The following is a 17,746-nucleotide window of genomic DNA, read 5'->3' on the forward strand; positions in this document are numbered from 1 at the left end:
CATGAGCATCAACTTCTCAAACATCCCGTCGAACCTGCGCGTCCCGCTCTTTTATGCCGAGCTCGATCCGCGGTTCGCCAACACCACTCCAATCGCCCAGCGCGGCTTGCTCGTCGGCCAGATGACCGCAGCCGGGACCTATACGCCCGGCGTGCCCGTCCAGCTGACCTCGGTCGCTGACGGCATCGCTGGCGCAGGCGCAGGCTCGGTGCTTGCCGGCATGATCCAGGCCTGGCGTGAGAATGACAAAACCGGCGAGGTATGGGTACTCCCAATCTCGGACGCCGGCGCCGCTACCGCTGCAGCCGGGACGCTTACCATCACCGGCACCGCCACCGGCAGCGGGACGATCCCGCTCTACATCGCCGGGACGAAGGTTTCGGTAGCCGTCGCGGTGGGCGACACCATCGCGGCGATCGCCACGAACGTTGCCGCGCAGATCAATGCCGCCCTGGTACCTGTGACGGCAACGGCCGCCGCCGGCGTCGTGACCCTCACCGCGCGCAACAAGGGCCTGGTCGGCAATGAAATCGACGTTCGCCTGTCCTATCTTGGCAGTGCCGGCGGCGAGACGCTTCCGGCAGGTGTCGCGGTCGCGATCGTTGCCCTGACGGGCGGCGCGACGAACCCGACAATCACGACGCAGCTTGCTGCACTGGGCGACAAGACGTTCGACTTCATCGTCTCCGGACTGAATGACGCGACCTCGCTCGATGCACTGAAGGCCCTGCAGCTTGATACGACCGGACGCTGGTCGCCGATGCAGCAGCTTTACGGGCACGTCTTCACGGCGGCGCGTGGCACTGCTGGCACGCTGGCGACACTCGGCGTGGGTCGGAACGATCAGCACCTCTCGATCATCGGCTTCAACGACAGCCCCTCCCCGTTCTGGGTCTGGGCAGCTGCAATTGTCGGTCAGGCCGCGGTCAGCCTCCGGGGCGACCCCGCCTTGCCGCTGCAGTACCTGACTGTCTCGGGTGTCCTGGCGCCGCCGATCGCATCGCGCTTCTCGATCGGCGTTCGCAACTCCACGCTGCTCTACAGCGGAATCTCGACGTGGCAGGTCGATGCCAGCGGCAACATCGTGATCGAGAACATCATCACGACCTACGTCACGAACTCGCAGGGCAACAACGACAACTCGTACCTCGAGGTCGAGACGATGTTCACCCTGATGTACGTCCTGCGTTTCATGCGATCGCGCATCGAGACGAAGTTCGGCCGCATGAAGCTGGCGGCGGATGGCACGCGCCTCATCGCCGGCAGCAAGGTGGTCACGCCCTCTTCGATCCGCGCTGACCAGATCGCCGCATATCGAGAGCTCGAGGAAGGCGGCTACGTCCAGAAGTCCGACGAATTCGCGGCGAACCTGATCGTCGAGAAGGACGCCAACACCCCCAACCGCGTGAACGTGCTCTGGCCGGGCACCCTGATCGAACAGCTGCGCGTCTTCGCGATGCTGGTCCAGTTCCGCCTGACCTGAGGAGCCCACCATGGCCACCAACAACCTTATCGCCGGCTTCGCCTTCATCACGATCGACGGCACCTCTTACGCGATCGCCGGCGAAGGCACCTACCGGATCTCGACCAACAAGCGCGAGACGCTGATCGGTCAGGACGGCGTTCACGGTTACTCCGAAACGCCCACCGCCGGCATGATCAGCTGGCAGGGCCGCGACAGCGGCGCTCTCAGCATTACCGACCTGAACGATGCCGTCGACGTCACCGTCCAACTGGAGCTCGCCAACGGCAAGAACGTGATCGCCCGCAATGCCTGGCGCGCCGGCGATCCCGTCGAAGTCAGCAGCGAGAACGCAACATTCAACGTCGTGTTCGAATCTGCCGACGTGAAGGAGGTCAAGTGACATGAGCGCCGAAACTGAAACCCTGGACGAACTTGTTCTGACGCTCCGGAAGCCCGTTGAACACGGTGGCATGACGTACACCCAGCTGACGCTGAAGGAACCCACGGCCGCCCAGTGGAACGAATGGGACGGAAAGAAGGGCGTCGACGCGGATATCACTGCGATCTCCGTAATCGCCGGCGTCCCGAGCCAGGCCGTCGCTAAAATCGGTGCTCGCGACATCATCACCGCTTCGAGGTTCATCGCCCGTTTTTTGGAGTGAAGCCGCCGGACTGGCGCCGGCGCTTGATCCTGATCGGCCGCATGTTCGGTAAACTTCCCGACGAGGTCGCTAACCGGCCCTGGTCGGTCCTGAATGCATGGCTGGAATGGGCTGATGACTGACGAAGTTGCCAAGATCGGCGTCGCGATCGTCGCCAACGATCGCAGTGAAGCGGGCTGGAAATCGGCAGAAAAACGGGCCGAACAGTCGCAGAAGCGTGTCGGCAGCCTCAACCGCAAGGCCTTCAACGACAACGATCGCGCAACTGCCCGCAGCACGAAGTCGATGGTCAGTTCGCTCGCCAGGATCGAGCAGGCCGCTGCTCGGGCCCTCGGCGGCCGATCGCTGACTGCAGGCCTTGCTGGCCGGTTCGGCGCGGCCGGCCAGGCCGCCTCCGCCATGGGCGAAGGACTGGCCAGTGCATCTGCCGCCGGTGGCCTCCTCGAAACGGCTGCCGGCGGCGTGACGATGGCTGTCGGCGGCACGATCGCGGTCCTCGGCGCCGCGGCCTATGCGGCATTCAAGTTCACGGACAGCTGGGCACAGGGCGCCGCTCAGCTGGCCCGTACGGCCGAGATCATCGGCATTTCGACGAAGGCTCTTACGGAGTTTTCGTCTGCTGCCGAGCGCGCCGGCGTGGACAAGGGCGCTGCGGTGGGTGCGGTCGGCAGTCTGTCTCAGACGCTGAACGATGCGCGCTATGGCCGGAACACGCAGGCGCTCGAAGTACTTCGGCGGCTCAATGTCGGCATGAAGCTGAACAAGGATGGTACCGTCGACACGGCCGCCATGCTGCCGGCGATCGCTGACGCCATCCAGCGTCAGAATTCCAGCGGCCGCCGCACCGTCGCACGCCTTCTCGGAATTCCTGAATCGACCCTCCCTGCCTTCAGCCAAGGCGGCAAAGCGCTGAGCGCTGACATGAAGGATTCCGATGGCACCGGCGTAGTCATTGACGATACGGTCGGCGACCTGGCGAAGAAGGCCGCCCGAAAGAGCGTGCTGCTCGGACAGGCCAAAGACCGCATGCTCGATTACGCCGGTCGCAAAGCGGCCGAGCAGCTGAGCGGTCGCGCGGCGGATGCGGCCGTTGATGCCGCCCAGGCGATCGACGAGGCGGTTCATGGGAACTTTGCGCCGGCGGTAGATAAGTTCGGCCGTGCCGTGGACAACCTCGTCGACGGTGCCCGCAACCTGTTTGGCGGTAGCGGCGGCGGCGCTCCAACCGTCGGGGGCATTGCAACGCGCATCGAGAAGCTGGGCGAACGTTCCCGGCAAAACCAGATCAGCCCCAAGGGCGCGATTGGGGTCATGCAGGTGATGCCGGGCACGGCGCGGGCGACCGCGTCGCGGCTAGGCATCCCATTCGATGAAAGCCGGTACCGCAAGGACGAAGGCTACAACCGGATGCTCGGCCAGCAGCATTTGGGCTTTTTACTTCGCCGGTACGGCGGAAACGAAACCCTCGCCACAGCGGCCTACAACGCCGGCGAAGGCCGCGTGGACAAGTGGCTGCAGTCGATCGGGGACCCCCGCAAAGGTGGGATTTCCGAGCAGCAATTCGCGGCGCGTATCCCGTTCAAGGAAACTCGCAATTACGTCCAGCGCGTCATGGAAGGCCATTACGGCGAGCGTGGCCAAATCCCAGTGAAGGTCGACATTCAGGTCAACCAGCACGGCAAGGTCACCGGCGTAAAGACCACCCAGGGCAACGGGAACGCCCCGGCTGTCAGCCACTCCATGAACGTCGGCGCCTACCGCTACTGAACCCGGCCATCGGGCCAACGAGATTTTCCTATGCTGCTTCCGGCATCCTTCCGCGGCGTTCCGTTCGCGGTGACCGAATCTGACGCGCTGGGCGGGCGCCGGATCGCGCTTCACCAGTATCCCGGGCGCGACAAGCCGTGGGCAGAAGACATGGGCCGCGCTCCACGCCGGTTCCGGCTGCGCGGCTTCGTTCTCGACGGCGATGTTCGCCTGGGCGGCCTTCCCGTTGTTCTGCTCCGCGCAACACTCATCAGCGCTATCGAGAAGAAGGGTTCCGGCACTCTCATCCATCCCACCCTCGGCTCGATGGAGGTGGTAGTCGAGCGTGCGTCCATCAGCGAAGGCCTAGGCGCGAACAGCTATTCCGAAGTCGAACTCGAATTCGTTGAATCTGGTGCCCAGACCTTCCCGACAACCTCGGTCACCGCCAAGCTAAACGAAATCGCGGCAATCGCGCTGAAGGCCGCTTCGGCCGTCGAAACGGCGGCGCTTCTTTACAGCACCTACCTCTCCGGCGGATCCCGCGACGAAGCCGTCACTGCCGCAGCGAACTGGTCAGGCACTGTTAGTTCCGCCGCAGTTGATGCGACTGCAATGCACCGAATCGTTGCCCAACTCAGCGGGAATTACGGGCGATATTCCGCAGGTGCCAACGCCGGTCTTTCGGGCAGCAATTCCTCTCCCTACACCTCCGGTACCTCGGTAGCGGACATCATCCCAATTGCTTCGGCAAATCGGCAGGCAACGATCGATGCCGCAGCGACGTTCGTTGAGGCTGCAACCGAGGTGGACCTGTCGGCCGCCTCCAGCGTGATCAATGCGGCCGACAGCATGTTCGATGCTCTGGTCACCTCCTGCGCTGACCCGGCGGATGCCATTCGCCTGCTGCTCGGCATCATGGGTACGGCGACGCTCGGCCTTGGAAACGCCATGTCCGACGCCATCGCACAGGTTGTCCTACGCTCGGCAGCTGCAGCCTTGACCACCGCAGCGGCAAGCTATCAGCCGCAGAGCGTAGACGATGCCGCAACCCGTATTTCGGAAATCGGTTCGGTACTCGATGCTTTGATGCTAACCGCTGCCGACGCCCGCGCCGATGCCTGTTCCGCAGCGCTCCGTCAGTGCCGAGGCGCGATCGCCACGGATCTGAGGAACCGTGGCGGTACGCTCGCTCAGATGCGGACATTCAAGTTTGCAGCCGCTCTGCCCTCGCTTGTTCTGGCGCAGTCGATCTACGCGGATGCCACTCGCGCCGCCCAGTTGGTCACGCAGGCAAACCCTCCGCATCCATTGTTCATGCCCGCCAGCTTCCAGGCCCTCGCATCATGAGCGATACAGAGATCATCATCAGCGGCCGTGATAAGAACGAACTTCGGCTTCAGGTCGCGGGCTTGCTCTTCGAAGGGTGGGAGCAGGTCGAAGTCACACTGCGGGCTGAAGGCTTCCCAAATTCATTCGATATCCGGGCAAGCATCCCTCCCAATCAGAAAAACCCGTGCAGTGCTGGCGACGAATGCGTTGTCCTGATGGGTGCCGACACAGTGATATCCGGCTACGTCGATCGTGTTATCAACGCAGGCGACTCTGACAGTCACACTATCAGTATCGTCGGTCGCGGGCGCACGCAGGATCTGGTCGATTGCGGAGCGGAATGGCCCTCTCACCAGCAGATTGGCGGCAATGCCCTCACAATCGCATCCAAACTTGCTGAGCCTTACGGCATCAAAGTTGCGATGGGCGAGGACGCGTCACCCGGTGCTGATGTTCCGCAATGGGTTCTGAACTACGGGGAAAGCCCGGCGGAAATCATCCAGCGTGTGGCTCGTAATGCCGGCCTGCTGGCGTACGAGAATTACGAGGGGAAGGTCCTGCTTTCATCCGTAGGAGACACGGAAGCATCAAGCGGCATCGAATTTGGCACAAACGTCGAAAGCTGGAGTGTCGAGCGTTCGATGGATCAGCGGTACTCTCATTACGTCTGCTGCTCCGCATCCATGGATGCCATGATGGAACTTGGCGGAAGCGACTTCTTCCACACCGAAACCGACCCCAATGTGCCCCGCCACAGGCTTACCTATCTGATCGTGGAGAACGTTGCGACTGACCCGCAGGCGTTCACGATTCAGCGCGCAAAGTGGGAAGCGCAACGGCGCGCCGGCCGATCGTTCGTACTGCGAGCAACTATCGATAGCTGGCGCGATAGCGAAGGAACGCTTTGGACCCCGAATACTTTGGTGCCCGTCAATCTGCCGGGAACAACTGGTGGCATCCAAATGGTCCTTTCAGAAGTCACTTACCGGCGCGACGAAGAACGCGGCACGACGGCCGAGCTCTTATGCATGCCTAAGGAAGCGTTCACACCGGAGCCCATCACGCTGGTGCCGGTCAACCTTGCCGACGTCGATACAGGGGCGAGCCAATGATCCCGCAATTCCTGGCCAACCTCATGGGCATCGGCCGCGCCACCACCATCGACGACAGCGGCGAACTTCAGTTGATGCAGGTAACGGAGGGCGCAGCGGGATCCGGTTTTGCCGATCGGGTGACGGACAACGTTCGCCGGGTGACGGAATTCGGATTCGGATCAGTGCCGCCGATCGACAGCGAGGTTGTGATGCTCCGCCGCGGCGCCGATCGCTCCTGCTCCCTCATCATGGGTACGAGCCATCGACCATCCCGACCGCGCGATCTGCAGCCCGGTGATACCATCATCTACGACGTCCGCGGCGCAAAGGTAAAACTCTCCGCCGATGGCATCGAGGTCGACGCGGCGGGGCTCGAAATCATGGTTTCGAATGCCAGTAAGGCGACGCTCGACGTGCCTGACGTCTATCTGACCGGTAACCTTCACGTCGCTGGCGACATCGATACCGAAGGCGACTTTGCCGCCGCTGGCGCCATCACTGGCCTAACTGGCGGTACCGCGATCGAACTCGGCGCGCTCCGCGACGCATACAACGATCATGGGCACACCGGCATCAGCACCGGTACCGCGACCTCTGGCAAGACCGATCACGCCGTATGACCGACATCCTCACCTCCTGGGATACCCAGACAGGATCCGGCGACTGGCTGTTCACGCCCGAGTATCCGATGCTCTGGACGGACGAGAACGGAGATCCGATCGTCGACGAGAACGGCGGCCTCATCAATGCCGTGGTCGCCCCGACCTTGCCGTCATCGCACGACCTGGCCACGGCCGTCCTTATCAGCCTGTTCAGCGATGCGCTTGCCAGCGACGACGACACGCTACCAGATCAGTCTGGCGATCGGCGTGGGTGGTGGGCAGGCGAAATCGGCTCCAAACTCTGGTTGCGCCAGCGCTCAAAGCAAAGCGAAACACTGCTCCAGCTAGTCAAGGACGACATCAAAGCTGGCCTTGCATGGATGATCGAGGATGGCGTTGCCGCCTCGATCAACGTTGAAGCCGAATTCACGAAACCAGGAATGCTTGGAACTCGGGTTGTGATCCACCGCCCTGACGGAACGAACGTTGCCCTGCGCTTCGCCAATCTCTGGGACCTGATCTGATGGTTTTTTCCCGTCCCACGCTCACCAGCTTGCGCAGCCAGGTAGCGGCCGACATTGCCGCCGGCCTCCCGGGGTTGAACGCGCTGCTCCGCTACAACAACCTGACCATCCTCGGCGACGTCGAGGCCGGACTGGTCGATGGCTGCTATGGCTATCTCGACTGGATCACCAAGCAATCTGTGCCTTTCACCTCAGAGGACGAGTTCCTCGAGGGTTGGTCGGCCCTGAAGGGCGTCACGCGCAAGCCGGCCGTCGCCGCTACAGGAAAGGTCACATTGAACGGTACTGGCGGGACTGTGCCTGCCGGAACGGCGCTCACGCGCTCGGATGGCGCCAGTTTCACCGTCGACGCTGACATAGCGCTGATTGGCGGCGTCGCGGTCGTGCCCGTCACCGCCGCCGCGACAGGGTCTTCGTCTAACACGATCCTCGGCACGACATTGTCGCTGGCCTCGGCTATTTCCGGCGTGAACTCGCTGGGTACGGTCAGCGTGGCGATCGCCGGCGGCACCGATGTCGAACGTGACGATGATCTACGGTCACGGATGATCACGGAATACTCCCGGCCGGCTTCGGGCGGCTCAGCTAATGACTATGTAAATTGGGCGCTAGGCATCCCAGGTGTGACGCGGGCATGGTGCGAACGCACCGTGTTCGGCGCCGGTACCGTGGGCGTCCTTTTTATGATGGACGAATCGCGCGCTGACTACGGGGGCTTCCCGCAGGGAACCAACGGGGTCGCCACCGCCGAGAGTCGAGCCACGGCCGCCAGCGGCGATCAGCTGATCGTCGCAAACGCGCTGTTCGAGCTTCAGCCCGTTGGCCCCATTGTCTTCGCCCGGGCTTGTACCGCCAACACGATCGACCTTACGATCGCCGGGATCTCGGACGCAACGGATACCACCAAAGCCGCAATCGCCGCCGCGTTCGCGGCGGCCCTCCTTGCAACGGCCGTCCCGGGCGCCAGCACACCGCTCAGCGCAATCGAAGGCAAAATCGCGGCCGTGTCCGGAGCCACAGGTTTCGTCATCACTGAGATTTTCGCTTCAGCCGGCGCTGTCAGCCCAGGTCCTACCGGCAACATCTCGTCCAACGTCGGCGCTTTGCCCGTTGCCGGCAACATCACGTACATCTGATGGCACGAACTTCTGAAGATTATGCTGGCGCAATCCGCGCCCTACTCCCGCGCGGCCGCGTGTGGCAGGCCGAAACAGGTGGCGGCCAACAGAGCCTTATTCTCGCGCTTGCGCAGCAATGGGCTCGCCTAGATGCCGATGCGACCGAAGTTCTCGATCAATCGCTTCCGGGTAGCAATCTCGACCTGATCACCGAGTGGGAGGAATCACTCGGCCTTCCGGATCCATGCGCCGGCGAGGACGCCACGATCGAGCAACGTGCTGCGCAGGTGCTGGCCCGCTTCGTCGGTGGCGGCGGCCAAAGCCGATCATTCTTCACCAGTTACGCCGCGGCACTGGGCTTCGAAATCTCGATCACCGCGATTTCGCCCTTCAGGGTGGAAACCAGCACCGTTGAAACCCCGCTTTACGACGAAGATTGGCTCTTCGTCTGGGTGGTGACCGTGCTGTCGAACACCGGCGGCCTCAGCACCGATGTGCTCGTCTGCGAGTTCGAGGCGCTCAAGCCCGCTCACACTTACGTCCTCTTCCAGTAACGAGGTCCCTCCGTGTTTCGTATCGACAACGCCAGTGCCGTTTCGGCGCTTCCGGCGGCGCTTGCCGCTGGCACACCCGGCTTCTTCGGCCGCGGTGACCCCGCAACCGGACAGATCCCGACCATTCTGACGGCCGACTGGGCAAACATGGTTCAGGAGGAGATTGTAGCGGTCATCGCCGCCGCCGGCATCGCGCTCGACAAGGCAAGCCACGTACAACTGCTCGCAGCGCTTCAGCAGATGTTCCAGGCCAAGGACGGGACTACAGTCAAAATTGTTTCCGCCAGTCTGACGTTGAACGGCCATATCGTTCTTTCGGACGGGTCCCGGTCATTCATGGTGGCATGGGGGAGATTCACCGCGACAGCGAACGGTGCGACCTCCGTTACCTTCCCTCTGGCATTCGCGTCAGCTTGTTTTTCGGTCGTTGTAAGCGGCGTGATCAATGCTGGAACCGGTTCGCAGGACAATACGCCTGCAGTGGTAGCTTCCACGATCACCGCGACCGGTTTCTCAGTGTTCAACGCCGACGATGAGAATGACCCGACCTGCTACATCGCCGTGGGATCCTAATCATGACATTCTTCTATTCCGCTATGACAGGCGGCTTCTATAGCGATGCCGTTCATCCAACGCGTCCTGAAGACTGCGTCGAGATCTCCGACGCTGAGCGTCTTTCCCTCCTCGATGGGCAAGCGAACGGCGGAACAATTTCGGCATGCACGACCACCGGCATGCCAGAGGTCGTCGCCCCGGTGAACGATCCCGCAACGACCCGCGCGCGTCTGCTCGCCTCGGTCAAGCGCGAGGCGTCCAGGCGGATCCTGATCATCAGTCCGGAATGGCGCCAGTTGAACGACCTGCGATCGCCGAGCGATGCAGCGACCAATCGGTTCGCGGCGATCGACGCGGTTCGAAGCGCCAGCAACGCAGTCGAACTGCAGATCGGCGAAACTGCTGACGAGGACCTCGGCGACTTTGACGTCGGCAAGAACCCGCTGTGGCCTGAATCCGTCGCCGCATCCTGACGGCTGACACCTGGCGATCGCCAGCACTCGATTGCGAGAATTTCCAATGACGACTCTCCCCAATTACCCGCCTGCGGTTGAGCTGGCGGGCACCGACATGATTCCTGTCTGGCAGGGCGGAAGCCAGAAATCGGCAACCACAGACCAGGTGCTGAAGCCCGGCCTCGATCTGATGCAGGAATACGTTGGCGCCGACATCCAGTTGAGTTGGGCAGCCCTCGAAACCGTGATTGGCTCGGCTGACCGCAACGCGGTGGTGCCGGTTGATGTGGGCAACCACACTGACCCCGTCACCGCGGAGCTCGTTCCCAATGCCGGCTTCTACAAGTGGGACGTTACGGCGCTCGCTTGGCAGTGGATTTCCGACACGCAGGCAGGAAACGCCGCGACCAGCGCAACCAAGGCTCAAGCATGGGCTGAAGGCGTGGAGCCGGGTGGTTCGGGCACGAGTAGCGCTCTTGAATGGGCCGGTATCGCACAAGAGGCCAGCAATCAGGCGGCAGACCTTGTCCGCGCAGAAAACATCTTTGTGGATGTACCTCTCGCAACCGCCGAAGCATCGGTCGTAGCGGGAACCTATTTCAAGCTAGTGGACAGCGCTGGCGGCACCGCGGAAGTCCGCCTGCGCAATGCTGTCGGCTCCGATTTGCTTTATGTGGAGAATACCGCTTCCGCCTTGCGTTCATCCGATCCGTTGAAGGGGGCGGCGCTTATCGGTCTGCCCGACGGCAGCACCGCGCAGGACGCCATTCCGCGCAAGGTACGTACCCTCAAGCAGATGGGGGTGAACTACGCCAGCACGGCCGACCAGCAGACCGCGCTGATGAATGCGCTGACCATCGCTAGCGAAGACATGCTCAACCTCGTGGCCGAACCGCATTCGATCTACAAGCACGGCGACATGCTGGCGTTCGACGGGGTTGAGTTCGACGGGCAGGGCTGCAATTTCCAAGCGATCAATCCAGCGCGCGCGCGCATCCAGCTGACCGGAGCGCGGCCGATCCTGCGCAACCTGCACAAGTCATCGCTCAACGTCACCGGCCGCACCTCGGCCTATGATGCGATCGGCGTGCTTGTCCGCGACGCCACCGACTTGCTGCTGGAAAACATCATCATCGACAGCGGCGGGAACGCCGGGATCCTGCTCGACAACGTGCAGCGCTTCGAATCGCGCGGCACGCTGGTGATGGATACCAAGGCCGATGCCTATCACTGCACCAACGGGACGCGCGACGGTTCGGTTTACGGCCACACCGCCATCCGCCCGGGCGATGACGGCTTCGCGGTCGTAACCTACGGCGGCAGCGAACTTTGCGAGAATATCCGCGTCTACGGCGCCCGTGTGAGGCAGGGCAATCAGCGCGGCATGACCGTGGTGGGCGGCCGCGACGTCTGGTTCATGCAGCCGGACATCGACGAGACCGAATGCGCGGGCATCTACTTCTCGTCCGAAAGCTCCTACGGCACCTTTGGCGTGCGCAATTGCGGCGTGATCGGCGGTACCATCAAGAACGCGGTGTCGCGCGCGGGCATCTCCCAGGGCGCGATCCACTGCAACGGCCGCTCGGGTTCGCTCACCACGCCCAGTGGCGAAGTGCTGACCAACACGGTCGAAGACATCGTGCTGTTGGCGCCGAAGATCCGCGGTGCCGCGGGTGGCATCCGCGCCGGCATCACTTTCGATGAGTACACGAACGGCCTTGATGCGATCGACGTCGACATGAAAGACGTTCGTGTCAGCTCCACCTATCAACCGCGCGCCTTTGCCTTGGGCGGCAAGAACATCAATATCCAGGGCGGCCGCTTCACGAACATCGGCGGCCAGTTCGTCACTACGGTGGCCGCGCTGGCGGGGTATGTGCGCATCAACGACGCGATTATCGATGCCCCGTGCATCGATAATCCTGATGCAAAAAATGTGTTCCTGTTCAACAGCGCCGCGCCTGCTCTCGAAGTGGTTGAGATCGAGCGCGTCCACATGTGGAAGCACGGCGTCACCATCACGGCGCCTTTCAACTATACGAACCTGACGCCGGGGCAGCGCCGCATCCGCAATAACCTGCTGGATGGTGTGAAAGCGCCGGAGCCGCCCACGCTCGTCCAGTCGGTCAAGACCTATCAGATCGATCTGGAGGGCGGCGGATACGCGGAGGGATCGACCGGCGTATCCGCTGCCGAGGCGACGACGATCGCGGCGGACGAAATGCTGGCCATCATCGTCAAGCCGGGGCGCAACATTCGCTACACGTGGATGGCCAATCGGCAATCGGACTATTCCAAGCTGGCGGACGTCACGATCTCGGGGGGCTATACCTACTCGGCGCCTGGCGGGACCGCTGGCGTCGATTACGTGGCGATCGGCACCGGTTACTACAAGCTCACGGTCGTCAACGGGTCGCTCAATTCCGCCAACGTCGCCTCGCAAGCCATTGCTTACGATGCCGGCACCGGGCGGGTCACCATTACCTACACGCCGCTGGGCGCGCTCAACGCGCGCATGCAGGTCGCCGGGGTCGGCTGATGGCCACCCCCTCCTTTTCCAGAGATCGCAAGGAGCCAGCCAATGGCCGTGAGTGAAAACGGGTTCGTTCTGGTCCTCGTTCCCGAGGGCACCCTTCATTTCAGGGACAGGCTGGCCTCGGGCGAGGCTCTGCGCACCTGGGATGCTGAACCGGGCGACACGGCCGCGCTCTTGTCGGCGGTCGCGGAGGCGCGCCCTGTCGTGGAAGACTATCACTCGCTGCTGCCGTTCGTCGCGGAATGCCTGGGCTGCAATGAAGACGTCGCGCAGGCGCTTGGCATTACGCTTGATCGGCTCTCCATCGATCTTGGCTACGCGGTCGAGATCCCCGCTGAAGACGTCGAAATCCCTGACGAAGACGTCGAACCATGACCCCCCAGGAGGAAACCCGCAGCGCGATGACGAAACTCGAATGGGGCGTGGTCTTCTCTGTCCTGGCCAGCGCCTGCTCGATCGTGTTCTCGGCCGGCGTCGTCTGGTCGAAGCTGCAGATGCACGAGGCCGCGATCGCGGAGCTCAAGGGCAAGGACGGGGCCACCACGGATCGCCTCGCCCGCATCGAAACCAAGCTGGATATCATGCTGGCCGATCGGGAGGCCAAGCAGAATTCACCTTCAAGCCAATGAAAGGACTTGGGCAGTGAAGATCATCGCAGCCATCCGCGCCCGGCTGATCGCCGACTGGCGCCTGTTCTTCCGCTTCTGGTCGGTGCGCCTCAATGGCCTTGGCCTGCTGCTGCTGACCGGCTGCCAGATCGCGACTGACGCCTGGAACTCCATGCCGGCCGACCTGCGCCACGCCATTCCCTACGCCCAGGGCATCTCGATCGCGCTGCTCGTCGGCGGCCTGATCGCGCGGCTCTTCGTCCAGCCCAAGCTCGAGGAGAAGCGCAATGGCAACCAGTGACCAGAACTCCGCTCGCAAGCCCCTCGCGGCGCTAATCGGCACCGGCGCCGCGGCGGCGCTGGTCGCGCTGGTCGGCGCGTGGGAGGGCAAGAGCAATGATCCGTACCGCGACATCGTCGGCGTCTGGACGGTCTGCTACGGCGAGACGCAGGCGCCCATGCGCCGCTATACCGACAAGGAATGCTCGGACATGCTCGCCGCCCGGCTGGCTGACTATGCCGGGCCGGTCCTGCAGCGGAACCCAGAACTGGCCGGCCACGACAACCAGGTCATCGCCGCCAGTTCGCTCGCCTACAACATCGGCGCGGCCAACTATGCGAAGTCCACGGTCGCCCGGCGCTTCTCCGCGCGCGACTGGCGCGGCGCCTGCGACGCCTTCCTGATGTGGAACCGTGCCGGAGGCCGGGTGGTCAAGGGCCTCGACAATCGCCGCCGCGCCGAGCGCGCCGTCTGCCTCAAGGGGCTGTGAGATGAACCCGATCCCGATCGGCTGGTGCCTCACCGGTGCCGGCGCCGCGGCGCTGCTCGGCGCCTGGGGCGGCTGGACCGTCAACGACTGGCGCCACGACAGCAAGGCACTGGCCGCCGTGGAGACGGCCGCCAAGCAGCTGGACGCGGCCCGCGCCACGGTCGACCGCGCCGCTACCGCCTACGAACAGGAGAAGCCCATTGCAGCCGCTCAATCCTCTGTGCGCGAAAGCACGATCCGCGAGATCTACAAGGATCGCCCTGTTCCTGCTGACTGCGCCGTGCCTGATGCTGCTCGTAGCGTGCTCGACAACGCGGTCGACGCCGCCAACGCCCGAGCTTCAGGCCAACCTGCGCCAGGCGTGCCCGCCGCTCCCTAAACCGCCGGCACCGCTCAATGATCCGGAGCGGGGCGTCTGGGAAAACACGATGATCGCGATGTACGGCGATTGCGCGGCAAGGCATTTTCGGAGCGTGGAAGCGCGGCCTTAACTGGGTGAGTTGGAGCAGTCTAGGATCCCCGCGAGATGGGCTGCCTCCCAGTATTCCTCGGTGATTTGGCATCCGGTTGCCGCCTTGACCGCAGCCTTGAGTCGTTGCCCTGCCTCGGGAGAGCGCTTTGTGAAGGCTGACTTGTCAAAGACCTCCACCGTCCTGCCCTTCACCTCCACACGGTAGGTTTTTCCATCGATCTCAACCTTGTGATTCACGGTCGCAGTAGCCGCCGCTGCCGCAAGGATTATGATCAATTTCATTTCGGTCTCCTGCAGCCAGTTCCCAAGTTAGATGGAACGGCAATAGCACAATGAGCGGGGGTATCACGCGGGGGTACCGACCAGATGCCTACCCCGATAACACCCCAGAATTTGGCCAGTGTTTTCGCCATGACGGCGGAGGGATCATCCGCCGTGTTCGTCCTCATTGATCTCTAGAAGCCTCCGGCCCTCTTGCTTCAACTCGATAAGCGCTTGGCCTACGAGCGCCCCTTCCTCGAGATGTATGCTACCGTCCGATGGCCCCCTGACCCGCGATGTTCTGTCAAACCAGCGTTGAAGATCATTGAGAACATTTTGCGAGCGGCTGGGCATGATCAGCCATCCCACCGCTAGGGCATCACGCACTCTGCGGCGTGCCGAAGTGTAGGAAGCAATTTGCTCCTGGGTTGTCTCTTCATCAAATGTGGAGCCAAGCGCCTCCTCGAACCACAGCTCATTGAGCCTTTCAAGTTCTGCAACGGCACTGATGACGTCTGCATACGCAGCAAGTCGCCTGTCCCACAGTTTCTCAGACTTATAGCGAGCGAGTGCCCAACGCACTGCCAGCCAAGCAATCAACACCGCTCCGCCAAACTGGAAGAGCAGCTTCGCGAACTCGAACACCATCTGCGCGCACGTCATAAATCTCGCCTTTTTGAACGCGCCAGGTTCGCGTTCGCCATTACTCGACAGGAAGTAATATGTTGACAATCGGCGCAGTGAAAGCCGCCGCCGCCCAAACTCGCGCCTACAAGATGAGCGATGCTGGCGGCCTGTACCTCTATGTCACCGCACGCGGCACGAAGTCCTGGCGACTGAAGTATCGTTGGCAAGGCCGCGAAAAGCTGCTCGTGATCGGTCGCTTCCCGGAAATCTCGCTCGCCATGGCTCGAGCCTATCGCGACGAGGCAAAGGCGAAGCTGCGCCAGGGCGAAGATCCATCGTCGATCGACGAGAAGCTCGACACTTTCGAACAGGTTGCCCGCGCTTGGTATCGACATAACGAGAACAGCTGGTCGCCGGCGCACGCGGCCGACGTCATGGCCAGCCTGCAGCGCGACGTCTTTCCGGCGATCGGCGCGCGGCCGATCGCGTCGATCGAACCGCCGGAAATCCTCGAAGTACTTCGCCAGGTGGAAGACCGGGGCCGGATCGAAACTGCCCGCCGGCAGCGCCAACGCCTATCTGCGATCTTCGGCTACGGCATCGCCAATGGCCTGACCGACAAAGATCCTGCACTTCACGTCGGTCGCGCCATGACCGCTGCACGCCCGGTGCGACCGCAGCCGGCGCTGACCACGGCCGCCGAGTGCCGTGATCTGCTCGACGCAGCCGATCGACAGCCTGGACGGGCCAGCACGCGCCTCGCCTCACGTTTCCTCGCTCTCACCGCCGTTCGCCTCGAGGCGGTGCGCGGCATGCGCTGGAGCGAAGTGGAGCAGCTGGACGGCGCCGAGCCGCTGTGGCGCGTGCCGGCGGCGCGTATGAAGCTGAAGCGCTCGAAAAAAGGCGATGATCGTTTCGCCCACGCGGTGCCCCTCTCACGCGCGGCAATCGCTGTACTGCGCCTGGCCGCGCACGAGTTCGGGTATGATGCCCTTTCCTCCTGCCCCGATGAGCTCGTTTTCCCTGGGCGAGATCGGGGCAAGCCGATCGGCGAAAGCGCGATCGGCGCGCTGTACGATCGCGCCGGCTTTTCTGGCCGGCATGTACCCCACGGCTGGCGATCAAGCTTTTCGACGATCCTCAACGAAACGCTGGGCCCGGACGCAGCGAGCGATATCGACCGGGCGCTTGCCCACACACCAAAGGACAAGGTCGAAGCCGCATACAACAGGGCCCAGCTGCTGGGCCGACGCCGCGCCTTGTTCGATACATGGGGCGATCTTCTAGCCCCGCCCGCTGCCTAAAGCCGGCGGAGGGCGGGGGTTTCCGGGATGCACCCCGGCCACCGACGAGTATTGGCTCGCCACGACACAGCTGGCCTGCCGGCCGCCCCGCACCCGCTCGCGGGTGGGGTCTTGGATACCAATACAAAAATCATGTCAATACAGAGTGTTAAACCAGTTTCCCCAGCAGCTGGTTACCAAGGTGGCAAGCGCAATCTCGCTCGCCGAATCTGCGCCCTGATCGATCGCACTGCGCACGAAACCTACGCCGAGCCGTTTGTCGGAATGGGCGGGATCTTCCTACGCCGGTCCAGGCGGCCAAAGGCCGAGGTCATCAATGATATCTCGGGCGATGTCGCGAGTTTCTTCCGAGTGCTGCAGGAGCACTACCCGTATTTCATCGACATGCTGAAGTGGCGAGTTTCAAGCCGCGCCGAATTCGAGCGGCTGCGTGGGATGGACCCCGATCGCATGACGGATCTGCAACGCGCTGCGCGATTCCTGTACCTTCAACGCTTGGCATTCGGCGGCAAAATCGTGGGCCGGACCTTCGGCGTGGACGCGGCCAATGGCGCGCGCTTCAACCTCACTAAGCTCGAGCCGCTCCTCGCCGAAATCCATGAGCGGCTCGCCGGCGTTGTGATCGAGCAGTTGCCCTATGAGAAGTTCATTCCGCGCTACGATCGGCCGGGCGCCCTATTCTATCTCGATCCGCCCTACTTTGGCTGCGAGACCGACTACGGCGCCGGCGCATTCGATCGTGCCGACTTCGAACGCCTAGCCGCGATCCTCGGCGCCGCGCGCGGCAAGTTCCTTCTCTCGATCAACGATACGCCTGAAGTGCGGGAGATCTTCTCGGCCTTCGACATCAAGGACATCGAGACGACGTGGTCCCTGTCGACCGCCTCGACCGGCGGTGCAAAACGCGTGAACGAACTGATCATCAGCAATTTCGCGCCCGTTTGACAGAGCGCCAGTAGATGCCGGGGCAAGGCCGCAGCTTGGCACGGCTTTCGCTCCCGGCCCCCTGGACACCCCTGGGCGGCGCAGCCGCCCTCACGCGCCGGTGCGACCGGCGCTAC

At 63.0% G+C, this 17,746-nt stretch carries 22 protein-coding genes; 20 read left to right on the forward strand and 2 right to left on the reverse strand.

Annotation, left to right across the window (positions count from 1 at the left end):
• Nucleotide 1 precedes the first annotated feature (1 nt).
• The 18 genes from OKA11_RS12680 to OKA11_RS12765 all read left to right on the forward strand — a co-directional run bounded on the left by OKA11_RS12680 (nucleotide 2) and on the right by OKA11_RS12765 (nucleotide 14,400).
• Complete coding sequence (locus tag OKA11_RS12680; RefSeq protein WP_267220777.1) at nucleotides 2-1,483, forward strand: phage tail sheath subtilisin-like domain-containing protein; 1,482 nt, start codon at nucleotides 2-4, stop codon at nucleotides 1,481-1,483.
• A 10-nt stretch (nucleotides 1,484-1,493) separates the two neighbouring features.
• Nucleotides 1,494-1,865, forward strand: coding sequence for a phage tail tube protein (locus OKA11_RS12685; RefSeq protein ID WP_267220780.1), 372 nt, complete (start codon nucleotides 1,494-1,496; stop codon nucleotides 1,863-1,865).
• Between the two features lies 1 nt (nucleotide 1,866).
• A complete protein-coding gene (locus OKA11_RS12690) occupies nucleotides 1,867-2,127 on the forward strand; it encodes a phage tail assembly protein (protein ID WP_267220782.1) in 261 nt (86 codons plus the stop codon).
• Between the two features lie 114 nt (nucleotides 2,128-2,241).
• Complete coding sequence (locus OKA11_RS12695) at nucleotides 2,242-3,894, forward strand: lytic transglycosylase domain-containing protein (protein ID WP_267220784.1); 1,653 nt, start codon at nucleotides 2,242-2,244, stop codon at nucleotides 3,892-3,894.
• Nucleotides 3,895-3,924: 30 nt separating this feature from the next.
• Nucleotides 3,925-5,223, forward strand: a complete 1,299-nt coding sequence (locus OKA11_RS12700) for a DNA circularization protein (RefSeq protein WP_267220786.1) — start codon at nucleotides 3,925-3,927, stop codon at nucleotides 5,221-5,223.
• The gene (locus tag OKA11_RS12705; RefSeq protein ID WP_267220788.1) at nucleotides 5,220-6,317 is read left to right on the forward strand and encodes a phage baseplate assembly protein; all 1,098 of its coding nucleotides are present in this window, start codon (nucleotides 5,220-5,222) and stop codon (nucleotides 6,315-6,317) included. Before OKA11_RS12700 ends, OKA11_RS12705 begins: the two co-directional genes overlap by 4 nt.
• Entirely contained in the window at nucleotides 6,314-6,919 is a 606-nt protein-coding gene (locus tag OKA11_RS12710; protein WP_267220790.1) for a phage baseplate assembly protein V, read from the forward strand. Before OKA11_RS12705 ends, OKA11_RS12710 begins: the two co-directional genes overlap by 4 nt.
• Nucleotides 6,916-7,425 carry a phage GP46 family protein gene (locus OKA11_RS12715; protein ID WP_267220792.1) on the forward strand — a complete coding sequence of 170 codons (510 nt, stop codon included), beginning with the start codon at nucleotides 6,916-6,918 and terminating at the stop codon, nucleotides 7,423-7,425. Before OKA11_RS12710 ends, OKA11_RS12715 begins: the two co-directional genes overlap by 4 nt.
• Nucleotides 7,425-8,561, forward strand: coding sequence for a baseplate J/gp47 family protein (locus tag OKA11_RS12720; protein ID WP_267220794.1), 1,137 nt, complete (start codon nucleotides 7,425-7,427; stop codon nucleotides 8,559-8,561). The genes OKA11_RS12715 and OKA11_RS12720 overlap by 1 nt, the downstream gene beginning before the upstream one ends.
• Nucleotides 8,561-9,097, forward strand: a complete 537-nt coding sequence (locus OKA11_RS12725) for a YmfQ family protein (protein WP_267220796.1) — start codon at nucleotides 8,561-8,563, stop codon at nucleotides 9,095-9,097. The genes OKA11_RS12720 and OKA11_RS12725 overlap by 1 nt, the downstream gene beginning before the upstream one ends.
• A gap of 12 nt (nucleotides 9,098-9,109) precedes the next feature.
• Complete coding sequence (locus tag OKA11_RS12730; RefSeq protein ID WP_267220799.1) at nucleotides 9,110-9,670, forward strand: gp53-like domain-containing protein; 561 nt, start codon at nucleotides 9,110-9,112, stop codon at nucleotides 9,668-9,670.
• A 2-nt stretch (nucleotides 9,671-9,672) separates the two neighbouring features.
• Nucleotides 9,673-10,125, forward strand: a complete 453-nt coding sequence (locus OKA11_RS12735; RefSeq protein ID WP_267220801.1) for a hypothetical protein — start codon at nucleotides 9,673-9,675, stop codon at nucleotides 10,123-10,125.
• A 46-nt stretch (nucleotides 10,126-10,171) separates the two neighbouring features.
• Nucleotides 10,172-12,646, forward strand: a complete 2,475-nt coding sequence (locus OKA11_RS12740; RefSeq protein WP_267220803.1) for a hypothetical protein — start codon at nucleotides 10,172-10,174, stop codon at nucleotides 12,644-12,646.
• Between the two features lie 42 nt (nucleotides 12,647-12,688).
• The gene (locus OKA11_RS12745; protein WP_267220805.1) at nucleotides 12,689-13,018 is read left to right on the forward strand and encodes a hypothetical protein; all 330 of its coding nucleotides are present in this window, start codon (nucleotides 12,689-12,691) and stop codon (nucleotides 13,016-13,018) included.
• Nucleotides 13,015-13,272: a hypothetical protein gene (locus OKA11_RS12750; RefSeq protein ID WP_267220807.1), complete on the forward strand. Its 258-nt coding sequence runs from the start codon at nucleotides 13,015-13,017 to the stop codon at nucleotides 13,270-13,272. The genes OKA11_RS12745 and OKA11_RS12750 overlap by 4 nt, the downstream gene beginning before the upstream one ends.
• Before the next feature lie 13 nt (nucleotides 13,273-13,285).
• Nucleotides 13,286-13,552: a DUF7940 domain-containing protein gene (locus tag OKA11_RS12755; RefSeq protein WP_267220809.1), complete on the forward strand. Its 267-nt coding sequence runs from the start codon at nucleotides 13,286-13,288 to the stop codon at nucleotides 13,550-13,552.
• On the forward strand, nucleotides 13,539-14,021 hold the full coding sequence (locus tag OKA11_RS12760) for a lysozyme (protein ID WP_267220811.1): 483 nt from the start codon (nucleotides 13,539-13,541) through the stop codon (nucleotides 14,019-14,021). The genes OKA11_RS12755 and OKA11_RS12760 overlap by 14 nt, the downstream gene beginning before the upstream one ends.
• A 1-nt stretch (nucleotide 14,022) precedes the next feature.
• Entirely contained in the window at nucleotides 14,023-14,400 is a 378-nt protein-coding gene (locus OKA11_RS12765; protein ID WP_267220813.1) for a hypothetical protein, read from the forward strand.
• Nucleotides 14,401-14,508: 108 nt separating this feature from the next.
• On the opposite strand, the gene OKA11_RS12770 is transcribed toward OKA11_RS12765, so the two are convergent.
• Together OKA11_RS12770 and OKA11_RS12775 are read right to left on the reverse strand one after the other, a co-directional pair.
• Nucleotides 14,509-14,775, reverse strand: coding sequence for a hypothetical protein (locus tag OKA11_RS12770; RefSeq protein WP_267220816.1), 267 nt, complete (start codon nucleotides 14,773-14,775; stop codon nucleotides 14,509-14,511).
• Between the two features lie 144 nt (nucleotides 14,776-14,919).
• Complete coding sequence (locus OKA11_RS12775; RefSeq protein WP_267220818.1) at nucleotides 14,920-15,402, reverse strand: hypothetical protein; 483 nt, start codon at nucleotides 15,400-15,402, stop codon at nucleotides 14,920-14,922.
• Between the two features lie 74 nt (nucleotides 15,403-15,476).
• Here OKA11_RS12775 and OKA11_RS12780 point away from each other — a divergent pair, with 74 nt between their 5' ends.
• On the forward strand, nucleotides 15,477-16,685 hold the full coding sequence (locus OKA11_RS12780; RefSeq protein ID WP_267220820.1) for a tyrosine-type recombinase/integrase: 1,209 nt from the start codon (nucleotides 15,477-15,479) through the stop codon (nucleotides 16,683-16,685).
• A 132-nt stretch (nucleotides 16,686-16,817) separates the two neighbouring features.
• Nucleotides 16,818-17,630 (forward strand): DNA adenine methylase, encoded by an 813-nt coding sequence (locus OKA11_RS12785; protein ID WP_267220976.1) that lies wholly within the window; start codon nucleotides 16,818-16,820, stop codon nucleotides 17,628-17,630.
• The last annotated feature ends 116 nt before the right edge of the window (nucleotides 17,631-17,746 follow it).

Source organism: Novosphingobium clariflavum, from assembly GCF_026420865.1.
Taxonomy (GTDB): domain Bacteria; phylum Pseudomonadota; class Alphaproteobacteria; order Sphingomonadales; family Sphingomonadaceae; genus Novosphingobium; species Novosphingobium clariflavum.

Coding starts and splice junctions, on each gene's coding strand:
- OKA11_RS12690 (WP_267220782.1), top strand. CDS start 1,867: ATGAGCGCCGAAACTGAAACCCTGGACGAACTTGTTCTGACGCTCCGG.
- OKA11_RS12680 (WP_267220777.1), top strand. CDS start 2: ATGAGCATCAACTTCTCAAACATCCCGTCGAACCTGCGCGTCCCGCTC.
- OKA11_RS12715 (WP_267220792.1), top strand. CDS start 6,916: ATGACCGACATCCTCACCTCCTGGGATACCCAGACAGGATCCGGCGAC.
- OKA11_RS12760 (WP_267220811.1), top strand. CDS start 13,539: ATGGCAACCAGTGACCAGAACTCCGCTCGCAAGCCCCTCGCGGCGCTA.
- OKA11_RS12685 (WP_267220780.1), top strand. CDS start 1,494: ATGGCCACCAACAACCTTATCGCCGGCTTCGCCTTCATCACGATCGAC.
- OKA11_RS12705 (WP_267220788.1), top strand. CDS start 5,220: ATGAGCGATACAGAGATCATCATCAGCGGCCGTGATAAGAACGAACTT.
- OKA11_RS12720 (WP_267220794.1), top strand. CDS start 7,425: ATGGTTTTTTCCCGTCCCACGCTCACCAGCTTGCGCAGCCAGGTAGCG.
- OKA11_RS12700 (WP_267220786.1), top strand. CDS start 3,925: ATGCTGCTTCCGGCATCCTTCCGCGGCGTTCCGTTCGCGGTGACCGAA.
- OKA11_RS12740 (WP_267220803.1), top strand. CDS start 10,172: ATGACGACTCTCCCCAATTACCCGCCTGCGGTTGAGCTGGCGGGCACC.
- OKA11_RS12775 (WP_267220818.1), bottom strand. CDS start 15,402: ATGGTGTTCGAGTTCGCGAAGCTGCTCTTCCAGTTTGGCGGAGCGGTG.
- OKA11_RS12750 (WP_267220807.1), top strand. CDS start 13,015: ATGACCCCCCAGGAGGAAACCCGCAGCGCGATGACGAAACTCGAATGG.
- OKA11_RS12725 (WP_267220796.1), top strand. CDS start 8,561: ATGGCACGAACTTCTGAAGATTATGCTGGCGCAATCCGCGCCCTACTC.
- OKA11_RS12785 (WP_267220976.1), top strand. CDS start 16,818: ATGTCAATACAGAGTGTTAAACCAGTTTCCCCAGCAGCTGGTTACCAA.
- OKA11_RS12770 (WP_267220816.1), bottom strand. CDS start 14,775: ATGAAATTGATCATAATCCTTGCGGCAGCGGCGGCTACTGCGACCGTG.
- OKA11_RS12710 (WP_267220790.1), top strand. CDS start 6,314: ATGATCCCGCAATTCCTGGCCAACCTCATGGGCATCGGCCGCGCCACC.
- OKA11_RS12735 (WP_267220801.1), top strand. CDS start 9,673: ATGACATTCTTCTATTCCGCTATGACAGGCGGCTTCTATAGCGATGCC.
- OKA11_RS12745 (WP_267220805.1), top strand. CDS start 12,689: ATGGCCGTGAGTGAAAACGGGTTCGTTCTGGTCCTCGTTCCCGAGGGC.
- OKA11_RS12765 (WP_267220813.1), top strand. CDS start 14,023: ATGAACCCGATCCCGATCGGCTGGTGCCTCACCGGTGCCGGCGCCGCG.
- OKA11_RS12695 (WP_267220784.1), top strand. CDS start 2,242: ATGACTGACGAAGTTGCCAAGATCGGCGTCGCGATCGTCGCCAACGAT.
- OKA11_RS12780 (WP_267220820.1), top strand. CDS start 15,477: ATGTTGACAATCGGCGCAGTGAAAGCCGCCGCCGCCCAAACTCGCGCC.